Annotated in this window: 13 protein-coding genes; 1 reads left to right on the forward strand and 12 read right to left on the reverse strand. The window is 65.1% G+C overall.

Going from position 1 to position 17,083, the window contains the following annotated elements; translation table 11 throughout:
- Position 1: 1 nt before the first annotated feature.
- The 3 genes from fdhF to B5V03_RS09385 are packed head-to-tail and all read right to left on the reverse strand — an operon-like array spanning position 2 to position 4,915.
- Entirely contained in the window at positions 2–2,875 is a 2,874-nt protein-coding gene (gene fdhF, locus B5V03_RS09375; protein WP_129269399.1) for a formate dehydrogenase subunit alpha, read from the reverse strand.
- A 10-nt stretch (positions 2,876–2,885) separates the two neighbouring features.
- Entirely contained in the window at positions 2,886–4,442 is a 1,557-nt protein-coding gene (locus tag B5V03_RS09380) for a formate dehydrogenase beta subunit (protein ID WP_129269401.1), read from the reverse strand.
- Entirely contained in the window at positions 4,439–4,915 is a 477-nt protein-coding gene (locus B5V03_RS09385; RefSeq protein WP_129269403.1) for a formate dehydrogenase subunit gamma, read from the reverse strand. Before B5V03_RS09385 ends, B5V03_RS09380 begins: the two co-directional genes overlap by 4 nt.
- Before the next feature lie 224 nt (positions 4,916–5,139).
- Between B5V03_RS09385 and B5V03_RS09390 the strand changes: the two genes are divergently transcribed.
- Entirely contained in the window at positions 5,140–6,033 is an 894-nt protein-coding gene (locus tag B5V03_RS09390) for a LysR family transcriptional regulator (RefSeq protein WP_129269405.1), read from the forward strand.
- A 3-nt stretch (positions 6,034–6,036) separates the two neighbouring features.
- Here B5V03_RS09390 and B5V03_RS09395 read toward each other — a convergent pair whose 3' ends face one another.
- From B5V03_RS09395 to B5V03_RS09435, 9 genes are all read right to left on the reverse strand, one after another.
- Positions 6,037–8,367, reverse strand: coding sequence for a PAS domain-containing sensor histidine kinase (locus B5V03_RS09395; RefSeq protein ID WP_129269407.1), 2,331 nt, complete (start codon positions 8,365–8,367; stop codon positions 6,037–6,039).
- Positions 8,368–8,591: 224 nt separating this feature from the next.
- Positions 8,592–9,965, reverse strand: coding sequence for a cation-efflux pump (locus B5V03_RS09400; RefSeq protein ID WP_129269409.1), 1,374 nt, complete (start codon positions 9,963–9,965; stop codon positions 8,592–8,594).
- Positions 9,966–10,211: 246 nt separating this feature from the next.
- On the reverse strand, positions 10,212–11,180 hold the full coding sequence (locus B5V03_RS09405; RefSeq protein ID WP_129269411.1) for a zinc-binding dehydrogenase: 969 nt from the start codon (positions 11,178–11,180) through the stop codon (positions 10,212–10,214).
- Between the two features lie 232 nt (positions 11,181–11,412).
- Positions 11,413–12,408: an NAD(P)H-dependent flavin oxidoreductase gene (locus B5V03_RS09410; protein ID WP_129269413.1), complete on the reverse strand. Its 996-nt coding sequence runs from the start codon at positions 12,406–12,408 to the stop codon at positions 11,413–11,415.
- 326 nt (positions 12,409–12,734) lie between these two features.
- Positions 12,735–13,382, reverse strand: a complete 648-nt coding sequence (locus tag B5V03_RS09415; protein ID WP_129269415.1) for a hypothetical protein — start codon at positions 13,380–13,382, stop codon at positions 12,735–12,737.
- Positions 13,383–13,427: 45 nt separating this feature from the next.
- Positions 13,428–13,628, reverse strand: a complete 201-nt coding sequence (locus B5V03_RS09420; protein ID WP_129269417.1) for a hypothetical protein — start codon at positions 13,626–13,628, stop codon at positions 13,428–13,430.
- 171 nt (positions 13,629–13,799) lie between these two features.
- Positions 13,800–14,513 carry a hypothetical protein gene (locus B5V03_RS09425; protein ID WP_129269419.1) on the reverse strand — a complete coding sequence of 238 codons (714 nt, stop codon included), beginning with the start codon at positions 14,511–14,513 and terminating at the stop codon, positions 13,800–13,802.
- 133 nt (positions 14,514–14,646) lie between these two features.
- On the reverse strand, positions 14,647–16,053 hold the full coding sequence (locus B5V03_RS09430) for a hypothetical protein (RefSeq protein WP_164987892.1): 1,407 nt from the start codon (positions 16,051–16,053) through the stop codon (positions 14,647–14,649).
- A 248-nt stretch (positions 16,054–16,301) separates the two neighbouring features.
- Positions 16,302–17,075: a fumarylacetoacetate hydrolase family protein gene (locus B5V03_RS09435; protein WP_164987893.1), complete on the reverse strand. Its 774-nt coding sequence runs from the start codon at positions 17,073–17,075 to the stop codon at positions 16,302–16,304.
- Positions 17,076–17,083 lie beyond the last annotated feature (8 nt).

Here is a 17,083-nt window from a genome sequence, read left to right on the forward strand (position 1 = left end):
GTTACTCCGCAGCCTCGGCCGGCGCGATGCGGCGGGAGTGCCGCGCCTGCTCGTCGTAGGATTTCTGCCAGTCGGACGGGCCGTTCGACGGCGAGATCTGCACCGCCGTGACCTTGTATTCGGGGCAGTTGGTGGCCCAGTCCGAATAGTCGGTCGTGATCACGTTGGCCTGTGTGTCCGGATGATGGAAGGTGGTGTAGACGACGCCCGGCGACACGCGGTCGGTGATCTCCGCGCGCAGCGTGGTCTCGCCGGCGCGGCTCGTCAGCCGCACCCAGTCGCCCTCGCGCACGCCGCGCTGCTCGGCATCGTGCGGATGAATCTCCAGCCGGTCCTCGGCATGCCAGACCACGTTCTCGGTGCGTCTTGTCTGCGCGCCGACATTGTACTGGCTGAGGATGCGGCCCGTGGTGAGCAGCAGCGGGAAGCGGGGACCGGTGCGCTCGTCGGTCGCGACATATTCGGTAACGATGAACTTGCCCTTGCCGCGGACGAAGCCGTCCATATGCATCACCGGCGTGCCCTCCGGCGCCTTCTCGTTGCAGGGCCACTGCACCGAGCCGAGCTCGTCGAGCTTGGCGTAGGAGACGCCGGTGAAGGTCGGCGTCAGCGCCGCGATCTCGTCCATGATCTCCGAGGGGTGGTTGTAGTTCATCTCGAAGCCCATGGCCTTGGCCAGCGCAATGGTGACCTCCCAGTCGGCCATGCCGTTCTTCGGCGTCATCACCTTGCGCACGCGCTGGATGCGGCGCTCGGCGTTGGTGAAGGTGCCGTCCTTCTCGAGGAAGCTCGAGCCGGGCAGGAACACGTGGGCGTAGTTGGCGGTCTCGTTCAGGAAGAGGTCGTGGACGATGACGCATTCCATCGCAGACAGCGCGGCGACCACGTGCTTGGTGTTGGGGTCGGACTGGAGGATGTCCTCGCCCTGCACGTAGATGCCCATGAACGTGCCTTCGATCGCGGCATCGAACATGTTGGGGATGCGCAGGCCCGGCTCCGGGTTGAGCTTGACGTTCCACAGCGCCTCGAACTGGTCGCGCACGGCCTCGCCGGAGATGTGGCGATAGCCAGGCAGCTCGTGCGGGAACGAGCCCATGTCGCAGGAGCCCTGCACGTTGTTCTGGCCGCGCAGCGGGTTCACGCCGACGCCGGGACGGCCGATATTGCCTGTGACCATCGCAAGGTTGGCAATCGCGATCACCGTGGTCGAGCCCTGGCTGTGCTCGGTGACGCCGAGGCCGTAATAGATCGCGCCATTGCCGCCAGTGGCGTAGATGCGGGCGGCTTCGCGCAGATCCTTCGGATCGATGCCGGTCAGGATGGCGGTTGCTTCCGGGCTGTGCTTGGGCTGGGCGACGAAGGCGGCCCATTCCTCGAACTCGCTCCAGTCGCAGCGCTCGCGGATAAAGGCCTCGTTGGCGAGTCCCTCGGTGACAATGACATGCGCCAGCGCCGTCACGACGGCGACGTTGGTGCCGGGCATCAAGGGCAGGTGCAACGCCTTCACGTGCGGCGATTCCACCATCTCAGTGCGGCGCGGATCGATCACGATCAGCTTTGCACCCTGGCGCAGCCGCTTCTTCAAGCGCGAGGCGAACACGGGGTGAGCCGAGGCCGGATTGGCGCCGATGATGACGGCGACGTCGGTGTCTTCCACGGAGTCGAAGTCTTGTGTGCCGGCGGACGTGCCAAAAGTCTGCGACAGGCCGTAGCCGGTCGGAGAGTGGCAGACGCGGGCGCAGGTGTCGACATTGTTGTTGCCGAAGCCGGCGCGGATCAGCTTCTGCACCAGATAGGTCTCTTCATTGGTGCAGCGGGACGAGGTGATGCCGCCGATGGCGTCGCGGCCATATTTCTTCTGGATGCCGCGCATCTTCTCCGCGGCGAAGCTGAACGCTTCGTCCCACGACACTTCGCGCCAGGGATCCTCGATCCGCTCGCGGATCATCGGATTGAGGATGCGTTCCTTATGGTTGGTGTAGCCCCAGGCGAAGCGGCCCTTGACGCAGGAATGGCCGCGATTGGCCTTGCCGTCCTTGTAGGGAACCATGCGCACGACTTCCTCGCCGCGCATTTCGGCCTTGAAGGCACAGCCGACGCCGCAATAGGCGCAGGTGGTGACGACGGAGTGTTCGGGCTGGCCGATCTCGATGACGGACTTCTCCGTCAGCGTCGCAGTCGGGCAGGCCTGCACGCAGGCGCCGCAGGAGACGCATTCGGAGCCCAGAAAGCTCTCGCTCATGCCCGGCGAGACGCGGCTGTCGAAGCCGCGGCCGGAGATCGTCAGCGCAAAAGTGCCTTGCACCTCCTCGCAGGCGCGGACGCAGCGCGAGCAGACGATGCACTTGGAGGGATCGTAGGTGAAGTACGGGTTGGACTCGTCCTTCGGCATCCAGGCGGCGTTGATCTTGCCGTTGGATTTGGCAAACACGTGGTTCTCGCCCTCATAGCCGTAGCGCACGTCGCGCAGGCCCACGGCGCCCGCCATGTCCTGCAATTCGCAATCGCCATTGGCGCCGCAGGTGAGGCAGTCGAGCGGATGGTCGGAGATGTAGAGCTCCATCACGCCCTTGCGCAGCTTCTTCAGCCGTTCGCTCTGGGTGTGCACGACGAGGCCGTTCATCGCTGGCGTGGTGCAGGAGGCCGGCGTGCCGGCGCGGCCCTCGATCTCGACGACGCAGAGCCGGCAGGAGCCGAAGGCGTCGACCATGTCGGTGGCGCAGAGTTTTGGGATCTGGTGGCCCGCATCCATCGCGGCCCGCATGATCGAGGTGCCCTCGGGCACCGTGACCTGGTTTCCGTCGATGGTCAGCGTCACCATCGTTTCCGATTTCGAGCGTGGCGTGCCGTAGTCGATTTCTTCGATCAGAGACATCGTCGTTCTCCTATTCCGCGGCCTGAAGCGTGGTCGGCGCCGGAACAAAATCCTCCCGGAAGTGCTTCAATGCGCTGAGCACGGGGTAGGGCGTGAAGCCGCCGAGTGCGCAGAGCGAGCCGAATTTCATGGTGTTGCAGAGGTCTTCGACCAGCGCGAGGTTTTCGCTGACGCGATCGCCGCGGATGATCTTCTCGATGGTCTCGACGCCGCGGGTCGAGCCGATCCGGCAGGGCGTGCACTTGCCGCAGGATTCGATGGCGCAGAACTCCATGGCGAAGCGGGCCTGCTTGCGCATGTCGACGCTGTCGTCGAACACGACGATGCCGCCATGACCGATCAGGCCGTCGCGCGCGGCGAAGGCCTCATAGTCGAACGGGGTGTCGAACAACGCGCGGGGGAAATAGGCGCCGAGCGGACCGCCGACCTGCACCGCGCGCACCGGGCGTCCGGTGAACGTGCCACCGCCGATGTCGTCGACGAGTTCGCCGAGCGTCACGCCGAACGCGGTCTCGAACAGGCCGCCATGGCGGATGTTGCCGGCGAGCTGGATCGGCATCGTGCCGCGCGAACGGCCCATGCCGAAATCCGCATAGGCCTTGGCGCCTTCGGCGAGGATGAAGGGGATCGCCGCGAACGACAGCACGTTGTTGATCACGGTCGGCTTGCCGAACAGGCCGTGATGCGCCGGCAGCGGCGGTTTTGCGCGCACGAGGCCGCGGCGGCCTTCGAGGCTTTCCAGCAGCGAGGTCTCTTCGCCGCAGACGTAAGCGCCGGCGCCGACGCGCACTTCCATATCGAAGCTGTACGTCGAGCCGCCGATCTTGTCGCCGAGATAGCCGCCGCGCCTCGCCGCCACGATGGCGGCATTCATCGCCTCGACCGCGTGCGGATATTCGCTGCGGATGTAGATGTAGCCTTTGGTGGCGCCGACCGTGATGCCTGATGTCGTCATGCCCTCGATGACGAGAAAGGGATCGCCTTCCATGATCATGCGGTCGGCGAAGGTGCCGCTGTCGCCTTCGTCGGCGTTGCAGACGATGAACTTGCGGTCGGCCTTCGCCTGCGCAACCGTCTTCCACTTGATGCCGGTTGGGAAGCCCGCGCCGCCGCGGCCACGCAGGCCGGATGCGGTGACCTCGGTGAGGATCGCATCCGAGCCGAGCGAGAGCGCACGCTCAAGGCCCTTGTAGCCGCCATGGGCGCGGTAGTCGTCGAGCGAGCGCGGATCGATCACGCCGCAGCGCGCGAAGGTGAGGCGGGTCTGGCGCTTCAGCCACGGAATCTCGTCGGTCGCGCCCAGCCGCAGCAGATGCGGCGTATTGCTGGCGAGCGCGTCGAGCAGCGAGGGCACATCGCTCTCGGTGACGGGGCCGAACGCGATCCGGCCCTGCGGCGTCGCGACCTCGACCAGCGGCTCCAGCCAGTACAGGCCGCGCGAGCCGGTCCTGATGATCTCGATGGCAACGCCGCGTTTGGCTGCAGCTTTTTCCAGGGCCAGTGCAACCTCGTCGGCACCAACAGCGACCGCACCCGCATCGCGTGAGACGAACAGACGCACGCTCATCGCTGTGCCTCCGCAACCAGCGCATCGAGGCGCTTCTCGTCGAGCCGGCCAACAAGGCGACCGTCGAGCATCGCGGACGGCGCGGTCGCGCACAGGCCGAGGCAGTAGATCGGCTCCAGCGTGACGCGATCATCGGCTGTCGTATGTCCAAGCGAAACGCCGAGCCTCGCTTCCGCGCGCGCAGCCAGCGCATCGCCGCCGGCGGCCTGACAGGCCTCCGCGCGGCACAGCTTCAGCACATGGCGGCCGGCCGGCTTGTGGCGGAAATCGTGATAGAACGTGAACACGCCATGCACTTCCGCGCGCGACAGGTTCAGCGCCTGCGCCACCATGGGAATCGCTGCCTCCGGCACGTAGCCGAACGCCTCCTGAAGCGCATGCAGGATGACCAGCGTCGCGCCTTCCCGGTTCGCATGTTCGGCGATGATCTCGGCGCCGCGCGTCTCATCCCAAGGCTCGTAAACCGCTGTCATTCTTCGTTCTCAATTTGAGCGTCCCTTCCTCGCAAACTATTTGGAATCGTTCGAAGATCAATAAAGCTGTCTCATGCTGCGATTGCGAATTCAGATCGATCGGCACAGCCAATTGGACGATACGAATTGGTAATCAAGCTCGTATCGGTTGCCGGTTTTTGCGTGTTGGTGCAGGGCCGGCGTGCTAGCTTGCATGCCACGACAGAATTCGAGGAGACGACCGGTTGATCGACAAGCTTGAACTGCTGCTGGCGCTGGCAAAGGAGCGGCATTTTGGACGCGCGGCAGAAGTTTGCGGCGTGACGCAACCGACCATGTCGACCGGGCTGAAGCAGCTCGAGGAGATCCTGGGCGTGATGCTGGTCCAGCGCGGATCGCGCTTCCAGGGTTTCACCCCTGAGGGCGAGCGGGCGCTGGATTGGGCGCGGCGGATCGTGGGCGACGCGCGGGCCATGCGCGACGAGATCAACGGGCTGAAGCATCAGCTCTCCGGCGAGATACGCATCGCGGCGATCCCGACCGTGCTCGGCATGGTCGCCCAGCTGACGACACCATTCCGCGCCAAGCATCCCGAGGTGCGCTTCCGCATCCAGTCCACCACGTCATCGGAAGTGCTGGGACTGCTCGAAAATCTCGAGGTCGATGCGGGGCTGACCTACATCGAGAACGAGCCGATCGGAAAGGTGCGTACCATTCCGCTCTACAACGAGAGCTATCGCCTGCTGACCGCCCCGGACGGGATGTTCGGCGATCGCGAGACGGTGACGTGGAAGGAGGTCGGCGAGGTGCCGCTGTGCCTGCTGACGCCCGACATGCAGAACCGCCGCATCATCGACCGCGCGCTGCGCTCGGTCGGCGCGGAGGCGACGCCGACCCTGACCTCGAACTCGCTGCTGGTGCTGTTCACGCACGTGAAGACGGGGCGCTGGGCGAGCGTGATGCCGGCCAAGCTCGCCGAGACGCTCGGTCTGTCCGACACGGTCCGCTCGATCCCGATCACCGATCCCGACGTCAATTACAGCATCGGCATGGTGATCCCGCAGCGTGATCCCATGACGCCGTTGATCGCGGCGCTGGTCAATGTCGCGCGCGAAGTCGCGCCGTCGCTGCAATTGTAAGCGTTACGCCGCAGCCGATATTCCGGCCGCCGCCTTGATCGCATCGCGCGGCAGGGTGACGCGGACGACGGTGCCGACGTCGATCTTCGAGCGCAGCTTCATCGAGCCGCCGTGCAGCTGCGCCAGCGAGCGGGCGATCGCGAGGCCGAGGCCCGAGCCGTGATAGGTCTTGGTGAGCTGGCTCTCGACCTGCTCGAACGGACGGCCGAGCCGCGACAGCGAATGCGGCGCGATGCCGATGCCGGTGTCGGCGATCATCAGCACGATCTTGTCGTCGAGCTGCCGGCTGCGCACCACGATGCGTCCGCCGTCGGGCGTGAACTTCACCGCGTTCGACAGCAAATTGACGATGATCTGCTTGGTGGCGCGGCGGTCGGCAACAACGGAGATCGACGTCTCGATGTCGGCGTCGAGCGTCAGTTTCTTGTCCTGGGCCCGGCCGGTGACGACCCGCAAGGATTCCGCCAGCGTCTGCGCGAGATCGAGCTCTTCCATGTCGAGCTTCATGCGGCCGGCCTCGATCTTGGACATGTCGAGGATGTCGTTGATGACTTCGAGCAGGTAATGGCCGCTGGTCAGGATGTCCTGGCAGTATTCCTGGTATTTCTCCGAGCCCAGCTCACCGAACATGCCGCTTCCCATGATCTCGGAGAAGCCGATGATGGCGTTGAGCGGGGTGCGCAGCTCGTGGCTCATATTGGCGAGGAATTTCGATTTGGTCTGGTTGGCTTCCTCGGCGCGGGTTTTCTCGCGTTGATATTTTTCGGCGAGATCGGCGAGCTCGTTGGTCTGGCGCTCGAGGGCTGCCTGTGAGCGCTTGAGGTCGATGACGGTGGCGCGCTGGCGCAAATCGTTGTCGACCAGCTTCTGCTCGTGCTCCTTGATGCGGGTGATGTCGGTGCCGACCGAGACGTAGCCGCCGTCCTTGGTGCGGCGCTCGCTGATGTGCAGCCAGCTGCCGTCGTCGAGCTGCGCCTCGAAGGTGCGCGCGCCGGGGCCTTGGGCCGCGGTCTCGTTGTGACGGGTGCGCACCTCCGGCATGCGGCCGACCTCAAGCACCGTCTCGTAGGAGGTGCCGGGGATGACGGCCGAGTCGGGCAGCTTGTGCAGGCGCTGGAAGTGCGAGTTGCAGAGCACGAGGCGGTCGCTGGCGTCCCACAGCACGAAGGCCTCGTTAATGGTCTCGATGGCGTCGCGCAGGCGGAGGTCGGCTTCCACCGTGCGCTCGGCGAGGCTCTTCTGCTCGGTGATGTCGACCGCAATCCCGATCAGGTGCACGCTGGAATCGGTCGCCCCGCTGGTCTTCTCGCAGCGGACGCGGAGCCAGATCCAGTGGCCGTCGACGTGCTGCATGCGGAAGGTCTGGTCGATGTGGGCGATCTTCTCGGAAATGAGCTGGTCGGCGATCTCGAACAGGTCGATGTCGTCGGACTTCACCAGCGCGTTGACCTCGCCGAAGGTGAGGAGTTCGTTGCGACCGTCGAGGCCCAGCATCGAGAACATTGATTGCGACCAGAAGATCCGGCCGCGCGACAGGTCCCAGTCCCACAATCCGCAGCGGCCGCGGTTGAGCGCGGTGTCGATCCGGCCGCGCACGGCGTCGTTGATGAGGTCTCCCTCGCGGGCGCGGGTCGACTGCCAGTGAAAGGCGAAGCCGAGGATCAGGACGACGAAGCCTGTTGTCGCCGACAGCGTCACCGAGAGCGCGGCGTCCGAGCCCCAGATCGGCTCGTTGCGCTCCTGGATCACGGTGACGTAGCCGGGCAGCGACTTGATCTGCCGCGAGGTCGCCATCGCGGGATTGCCGTTCGGCAGCGTCATGTCGGAGATGTCGCCGTCGCGCGGCGGCGCCGCGAGCAGTTGCGCCGTGGTGATGGCATCCAGCAGGCGGTCGTTACCGGAGGGATCGCTGTCGATGGGAATGCGGGCGAGGATGCGGCGGTCGACGCCGGCCGAGGTGACGACGACGTGGCGGCCGGTGGCCATGCCCCAGGACGGGATCAGGTCGGGCAGCAGCGTCGGCAGGTTCTCGATGTTCTTGAGCCGCTCCTGCCGCGTCGAGGTCAGGCGGTCGATACGCTCTGCGAGCAGGTCGGCGAGCGCCGAGATGTCGTGCCGGACGACCTGCCGCTTCTGGCGCGTCTGGTCGACGACCTGCACGAACGCACCGAGGCAGATCGTGATCAGGAACGCGATGATCAGCGTCGGCACGGCGCGGCGAAGCGCCGGCTCCGCGATCAGGAGCCGATGATAGGCAGGTTTCGCGATCGATTGCGCCAATCCCTTGATCGAATCGGATTGGACGCACGCGTTCGCGGCGTCTGCACGCGACATGCCTTCGGCCCCCTGGAAAACCTGTACGACGAATTTCGAAAGCAGCCCCACGTCGCTTTCGAATCACAGCGATTTGAATCCACTTTGCGCAGGCTGTCGAGAGTCAATGAATCGTTAATGCCGAATAATTCTTATCCAATGGAGAGTTCGCGCCTCTCGCATCCGCAAATCGATGTGAGCGATGAGTCCGAAACGGGAACGCGTGACTCCTCGTACATTCCAGATCACGCGCGCGGCGGCTCGGCGTGACTGATGACGCGCTTCACGCTCGGGAACGCGCGGCGCAGCCTGCGCTCGATCGCATCGACATGCTCGTGCACCTTGATCACGCTCATCGACGGCATGGCACGGCAGTGGAAGTTGACGATCTCGCCGGCGTCGGTGTTGCGGACGCGCACATTATGGATGTCGTGGATCTCGCTGCCGGCGGCATATTCGGTCAGTGCGGCGGCAATGGTCTGGACCCGTTCCGGCGCAGCATCGACGCCGAACGGCAGTTCCGGTTCCAGCGGCTCGATATGAACGTCGACCTCGACGTCCTCGCCGAAATCCTCCTGGATGTTCCGCTCCAGCGTGTTGGCGACGTCGTGGGCGGCCTCGAGCTGCATGCCCGCGTCGACCTCGAGGTCGATGCCGACGATCAGCTTGGCGCCGAGATCGTGCACCGTGACGTGGTGGATGGCGAGACCAGAATTGCGCGCGATCACCATGATGCGGTCGCGCACCGTCTCGTTGTCGCGCGCGACGGGAACGGCGGTGAAGGTGAGGTCGGCATCGCCGAATGCCTTGCTGACGGCGGCTTCCGCGTTGCGCTTGATGCTTTCGACGCGGTCGATCGGATAGGTCCGCGGTACCTTCGCGATAGTGTCGATGAACGTGGTCGCCCCGACCATGCGCACGCGCAGCCGCTCGACGTCGATCACGCCGGCCACGCTGCGGATCGCGGCCGTGGCTTTCTCCTGTGCGCCTTCCGGCGCGCGGTCGACCAGGGTCTGCACCGTCGAGCCCGCCATGCGCAGGCCGAGCAGGGCGATCATCACGGCGACGGCGGCAGCCGCCGCCGCGTCGCCCCACCAGAAGCCGAGGGCGGCCAGGATCAGGCCGATGATTACGGCAAACGAGCCCATCACGTCGGAGGCGAAATGCAGCGCATCGGCTGCCAGCGCCTGGCTCCGCGTTTCCCGCGCGGCCTTGTGCAGCGCGCGGGCACGCCAGAAATTGACGACGATGTCGATCACCAGCACCACGAACGGCACCGCCGAGATGGTCGGCGGCGAGGTTCCCTCGCGCAGGCGGCTGTAGGACTCGACCAGGATGCCGCCGGCGAGCACGTAAAGCAGGGCGGTGACGCCGAGCGCGGAGATGCTCTCCAGCTTGCCGTGGCCGTAATGGTGCTGGTCATCCGCCGGCTTGTCGGACACCCGCACCACCGCCCAGGTGATGATGGTCGCAATCAGGTCGACCGAGGAATGCAGGGCCTCCGAGATCAGCGCGAGCGAGCCGATCGCGATGCCGACCGCGAACTTGGCCGCCGCCATGCCGCCGCTGGCGAAGACCGAGATAGCCGCGACCGAGGTCTTGCTGTGTTGTGCGCTCATGGCGGGGATTTAGCAGCCCAGGGCTGAACATCAAGCGACGATCCACAGCTGTAGTCGCGAGTGAGTTGCAGGAGCGAAGGTGTTGCGAATGCTTCCGAATTGAAGGCTGGTCTATGCCGCTCTCTCCGTCATGCCCGGGCTTGTCCCGGGCATCCACGTTCTTCGTTCCGCGTGGCAAAGACGTGGATGGCCGGGACAAGCCCGGCCATGACGAGTGGAGAGATTGCGGCTCTCGTCCGGCTGCTGTTAAAGCGTCACAACAATCTTCCCCAGATGCTTGTTCGCTTCCATGTGCTCGAACGCCTTGTCGATGTCGTCGAACGCATAGACCTTGTCGATCGGCAGCTGCAGCTTGCGCGACTCCACCGCGCCCCAGATGTCCTTCTTGACCTCGTCAAAGATCTCGCGGACCTCCTCGACGGTGCGGGTGCGGAAGGTAACGCCGATATAGCTGATCCGGCGCGCGGCATGCAGGTCGAAGTTGAAGTCGGCATGGGTGCCGCCGAGCCGGCCGACATTGACGATGCGGCCCTTGACCTTGGTCGCAGCAAGGTTCTGGTTGGCGACTTGGCCCGAGACCTGGTCGACGATGAGGTCGACGCCTTCGCGGTTGGTCGCCTTCAGCACCTCGTCGACCCATTTGGGATCCGAGGAGTCCACCGCGAGGTCGGCGCCGTATTCCCCAAGCCGGCCGCGGCGATAGGCATCGGTCGACGAGCCGATCACCAGCCTGGCGCCCTTGAGTTTTGCAATTTGCATCGCCATCAGGCCGACGCCGGAGCTCGCGCCCTGGATCAGCACGGCTTGGCCAGCCTGCACGCCACCGACCATGACGACGGCGTTGTACATGGTCGCGAGCGCGACGGGGAGGGTGGCGGCCTCCTCAAAATTCATGTTCGAGGGCGCGCGGAACAGCCGGCCGTGATCGGCGAGTGTGTACTCGGCGAACGCCGCGCCGCCCGATCCCATGATGCGGTCGCCGACCTTCACGCCCTTGGCATCCGGTCCGAGCTCGGCGACTTCGCCGGCCCATTCCATGCCGAGCACGGTGCCGACGCCGCCGGCCGCGCCATGAGCGTGACCTTTGCGCATGCCGGTGTCGGCGCGATTGAGGCCGCAGGCGCGCACGCGAACCAGCACCTGCGTGCCTTTAGGTTTTGGTTGAGCGACGTCGGAAATCCGAGCGCCCTCAGGGCTGTAGACGTAAGCTTTCATGCGTTACCTCGAACTCAATTGAGTTTGTAGATGAAGAGCGATGCCGTTCTTCGCCTCTCCCCGCGTGCGGGGAGAGGCCGGAATTTGCGGAGCAAATTCCGGGTGAGGGGAGTCTCCGCCAACCGCTACCGTCCTCGCGGAGACTCCCCCTCACCCCGACCCTCTCCCCGCAAGCGGGGCGAGGGAGTAGACCTTCGGCGCCGCGAGCGCCTTGTTCAAATCACATCAGTGATCATTCGGCAGCCTGCGCCGCCGGGCTAGCGATCATGCCTTCGAGCCGGCTGCGAATGATGGCTTCGGCTTCGCGCACGATGCGGGAGATGAGCTCCCCGCAAGTTGGGATGTCCTGGATCAGACCCTGCACCTGGCCGGCCGACCAGATGCCTTCGTCGGAATTGCCTGTTGCGTAGACCATCTTGCCGCGGGCGCCCGCGACGAGCTCGCGGATGTCCTCGAACTTGGCGCCCTCCCTCTCCATGGCGACGACCTTGGTCGAGATCTCGTTCCTGGCGACACGCGAGGTGTTGCGCATGGTGCGGAAGATCAGCTCGGTCTCGCGCTCGTCATTGGCGACGATCTTCTCCTTGATCAGCTGGTGGATCGGGCTTTCCTTGGTGGCCATGAAGCGGGTGCCCATGTTGATGCCCTCGGCACCCAGCGCCAGCGCCGCCACGAGGCCGCGGGCATCGGCAAAGCCGCCGGAGGCGATCATCGGGATCTTGATCTTGTTGGCGGCGGCCGGGATCAGGATCAGGCCCGGGGTGTCGTCCTCGCCGGGGTGGCCGGCGCATTCGAACCCGTCGATCGAGATGGCGTCGACGCCCATCCGTTCGGCCGAAAGCCCGTGGCGGACGCTGGTGCATTTGTGCACGACCTTGACGCCGTGCTTTTTGAACTCGTCGACATGCTCCTGCGGCTTGTTGCCGGCGGTCTCGACCACCGTGATGCCGCTCTCGATGATGGCGGCGCGGTATTCGGCATAGGGCGGCGGCTTGATCGCAGGCAAGATGGTGAGATTGACGCCAAACGGCTTGTCGGTGAGGTCGCGGCAGCGCGCGATCTCCTTGGTCAAGTCCTCAGGTGTCGGCTGGGTCAGCGCCGTGATGAAGCCGAGCGCCCCGGCATTGGCGACGGCCGCGACCAGCTCGGCGCGCCCGACCCATTGCATGCCGCCCTGGACGATTGGGTGCTCGACGCCGACGAGCTTTGTGAACCGTGTCTGCAACATTGTTTCCCCCTGGGCGGCCCGCGGGCTCTGTTATCGGTTGATGGCGCGAGGATGCCGCCGGGGGTGAGAAATGTCTATTGCGGGGTCGTGCGGCGGAGGCGGGGCCTCATGCGGAGAATGGGCGTGATTCCGCGGGGCGGATAATTGGGGGCTCGTGTCCCGGACGCGCTGCAGCGTGCAACGCTGCTGCGCAGAGCCGGGACCCAGAAGGCCACGCAGCGTGCTGATGCATGGGCCCCGGCTCTGCAGCGCATCACTTCGTGCTGCGCGGCGTCCGGGGCACGAGACCTCGGCTTTCGAGCCAAATTGCTCGCAATGACGGGAAACTACTCCGCCGACAGCCGCACCATCTGGCGGCCGCCGTTCATTTCCTTGAGGCGGTTGACGAAGTTTTCCGGGCGCTGCCAGCGATAGGGCACCTGCAGGCCCATGAATTCGGCGATGTCGCCGATGAAGCCGGTGCAATTGGTGGTTTCGGCGTTCCAGACCGGAGAGCTCGCCTGCAATTTCTTGATGTAGGCGAACACGCGTTTGGCGTCGGCTTCGTTGAGGTACACGCGGTAGCTCGCGGTCAGATAGTCCGGATCGAGATCGCCATAGCTCGCGCCGGTCTCGGATGGCACCCAGGTGAGGTGACCGAGCACATAGGCCCAGGTGTCCCCGGACGGGGTAAGGCCTGCGACCTCGACGGCGCGCTCGCTGGTCTTGCCGTACCAGACGAAAGCGTGGCCCCAGCTCGCCGCCGTGCGGGCGCGGAAATCCACGTAGTACGGACCTTTCTCCGCACGCGCGATCGGGCGCCGCGATTGCGGTGCCGATCGTGATGCGGTGTCGGTCGTGGCAAGCGCGTTGGCATCGGCAGCGCGCTTGTTCGCTTCATGGGCCGAGGCCGAGGGTGTTGTGCATGCGATCATGGCCGCCAGGGCAAATCCCGCAAGGATGCAGGATCCCGATCGATCAGGTTTGTTCGTCACGCTTTGCCCCTCGACTGTCAGCCGCTTACGCAGATTTTGCGCGTATCAGTAGCGCGCTGCGACTGGGCCGGGCGCCTTGCCGATCGGGGCCTTTCCAATCGGGCTCTTGCCAATCGGCATCTTGCCGATCGGAGCCTGCTCCCCGTAGACCGGCACCGGCTGGCGGCGCGGCAGATCTGCAGCGTTCGCAACCGTCACCAGAGCAAGCGTGGCACCCAGAACAAATACAATCTTCTTCACAGTCATACCCCTAGAAGGTTTAGTCCAAACACGGCACAGCCGTGCCCCCAGACACGCCTCACAGAAGGGCGGCGGAATGCGACCACAGTGCGGCATCCTCGCGACATGTTGGCGGCATCTCTCGAGCGCGCGGAGATGTGATGTGTCGGAATGTTTCGACGCTACGCCGCGCGTTCGTCAGCGGTCGGCGCTCAGGCGAAAATTCATCTCGATCCTTGCCGACGGCGTGCCGTTCGCAACGTGCCAGTCCGAATAGCCCGGTGTCGGATCGGGATCGGAGGAGAGATCGAGCCGCCACGATTGTGCGGGCTGGTTGGGCAGGGTGAGGGTGACGAGGCGGTGGCCTGTCTTGTACATCAGCGAGGCGGAAGTGACGATCACCTGGCGGTCGCCGTCGTGGCCGTGCCAGCGGTTGGTCAACTCGGCCACGGTGTATCCCTGTCGTTCCTGCACCTCGATCCGCACGTCCTCCCTCGCCGGCAAGGTCATTCCGGGTGGCAGCTTGAACTGGAGGTCGAGCGTCATGAAGCCGTGACTGAGATAGGGCGAGCGGATGAGCTCGTACCACGCCCACCAGCCGAGCCCCGCAACCAGCAGCACAAGCGTGACGGCAAAGGGGAACGAGATGCGGCTGCGCGAGGCCGCTGCGGTGCCGGGCACCTCCACATCGGGCAGAGAGACGCTCGCTCTGACGATGCCGATCCTGCTGAACAGCCACACCCCGACAACAAAGCCGATGACACCGCCGATCGGCCCGATCTGGAAGAAAGCCCCCATGGCGGTGCCGCCATCCCGGTCCGGCCCCGCGAGCGTCGCCACCAGGATCGCAAGTCCGAACCAGCCGGCCAGCATGCCGACGAGACCAGACATGAGGCCGAGGATGATGCGCATGGCGGATTGGTCGCGCTGGCGCCAACTCCGGTTCGAGGCCCGTAGGATGGGTAGAGCGGAAGCGAAACCCATCGATCGTTTCACCGAGGAGGGATGATGGGTTTCGCTGCACTCTACCCATCCTACAAGAGGATCACCCGATCCGGTTCAGGCTGTTCCGGATCGTCGAGAAGATGCCGCCGATGTCCTTGCGCAGGGCATCGAGCATGTTGAAATTGTCGAAGATGCGGGTGAGGCGGTCTTCGACCTCGCGCTTGCTCTTGGTGAGCGTTTCGACGCGCGAGGCCAGCGTTACGCCCGCGTTCGCCTCGATCTCGCCGACGGTTTTGGCCAGGAGATCGCGAGTGGTGCTGACGTCGGCGATCATCGCCTCGATGCCGAATACCGGGGCCTTCAGCGGAACGAGATCGGCCTGCGACTTCGACAATTCCGCCTTGAAGGCATGCAGCGTCGTCAGCGTCTCCTGCAGCGCGCCGAGGCGCTGGCGCGACTGGAGCACGAAATCGTTCAGCGCGTTCTGGCGCTCAGTGAGCGTCTTGCCGTCGGAATCGGTCTCGACTTCGCCGAGCGAGCGTTCGAGCTGGGCCTGGCGCTGGCCGAGCTCCTCGAAGTCGAGCCTGACAGCCTTGAGAATGTTGAAGCTGTCGTCGATGCGGGCGAGGCGCTGCTCGATCTCGACCTTGTTCTTTGACAGCGTCTCGACGCGGCTACCGAGCGGCGTTTCGCCGCCGGTCTCGAGCTCCTCGATGTCCTTTGCGAGCCGGTCATGGCTGAGGCCAAGCTCGCCGATCAGGGCGTTGATGCCGGCATCCGTCGAGCGCAGCGGCACCAGTTCGGCATGGGATTTCCCCAGATCTTCCTTGTACTGGTTGAGGGTCGCAAACGTCTCCTGGACCGTGTTGACCCGCGTCAGCAGCGTCGATACGTCGCGCGCGATGTCCTTCAGCCGGTCGGCGAGGTTGTTCTTGCGGTCGTCGGTCTCGAGGTCGTGCAGCGAGCGCTCGAGCTGGTTCTGGCGGTCGCGGATCTCGGTGAAGACCGGCTCGACCGCGCGGCGCTGATCGGCGACCTTGCCGACCATGTCGCGCAACGCCTGCTGGCGGCGACGGATGTCGGCGAGCTGGTCGTGCATGTCGGTGGATTCGTTGCGGCCCTGCTGGAGCAGCGCGCGCTGCTCGGTCTCGCCCAGCTTGTCGTGGAGGGCGGAGACGGCCTCTCTGGGATCGCTCTCGATCAGGTGCTGGACGGTGGCATCGAGGTGGTTTTGCAGGGCATGGGCGACGACGACGTCCTCGCGGGTCTTCTTGAGGCGGTCGCGCAGCTTGTCGAGGCGCCGGTCCTGGCGCGACAGCCGCCAGGCGGTTGCGCCGATCAGCGCCAGCGCCAGGACCAGAAGCACGCCGGTCGCGATCCGCTGCGGCATGGATAGGCCCGCGAACAAAGCGGGCAAATGGGCGATGTCGTACCCAAACGCCTGCTGGGCGAGAAGTGCGACGGCGGCAAGCAAGACGAACCAGGCAACCAGGACAAACAGCCACATCGTGACTTCCTCACGCCGGCACACAATCTCGCCATAGTTGCTATTGGAGAGCGGAACCGAGATCAAGAGGCGCGCGGGCCGGCGGACGTGCCAGCTAACGCGATCCACAGCCGTCGGCGTCAGCCGATTGGTGGAGGGCGGTTTGTGGAGTGCCGGGTTTTCCCGAGGCAGGGGACGGCGCTGGCCCAGTCCTCGGTCGTCATTCCGGGGCGGCGCAAAGCGCCGAGCCCGGAATGACGGGGAGAGAGCTACAGCCGAAACTCGTTGGTCAGCTCGCCGATGCCGTCGATCGCGACGGTCACAATATTCACCGGCTCCTTCATCACGCCGACGCCGACCGAGGTGCCGACGGCAATGAGGTCGCCAGGGAGCAGGGTCATGTCGTGAGAGATCCTGCTGACCAGCTCTTGCGCGGAAAAGATCATGTCCGAGATCGGATAGTTCTGCCGCTCCGCGCCGTTGAGGATGGTGCGAACCACGAGCTTCGCCGGATCGAGGCCGGTCGCGATGATAGGGCCGAACGGGCCGTAATCGTCGATGCCCTTGGCGCGGGCCCATTGCGGGAAGGTCGGATCGCTGGTCAGGATGTCGTTGGCGGTGATGTCGTTGACGCAGGTGTAGCCGAAGATGAAGCTGTCGGCTTCCGCAGGCGTGACGCGGGCGCAGGTCTTGCCGATGACGATGCCGAGCTCGCCCTCATAGGTGGTCTTGCCGTCGTAGTAGGAGGGGCGGCGGATCACGGCGCCCGGCGTCGTGATGCTGGTGGTGGCCTTGAGCAGATAGAGCGGCTCCGGCGGCTCCGGCTGGTTGAGTTTGGCCGCGAGCGCGTGAAAATTATTCCAGAGCGCGACGATCTTGCTGGGCGCGCAGGGCGCCAGCAGCTCGACCTCCGACAACGCCAGCATCTTGCCGGTAGCGGCATGGCGGCCGAACATCTCGCCTTCCTGCACGCTGATGCCTGATGGCGTCAGGGTGCCGAAGCCGGTCGCGCCATTATTCCGGAAGCGCAGCCATTGTTTCATCTCGCCCG

The sequence above is a fragment of the Bradyrhizobium betae genome, from assembly GCF_004123905.1.
In the GTDB taxonomy this organism is placed as follows: domain Bacteria; phylum Pseudomonadota; class Alphaproteobacteria; order Rhizobiales; family Xanthobacteraceae; genus Bradyrhizobium; species Bradyrhizobium betae_A.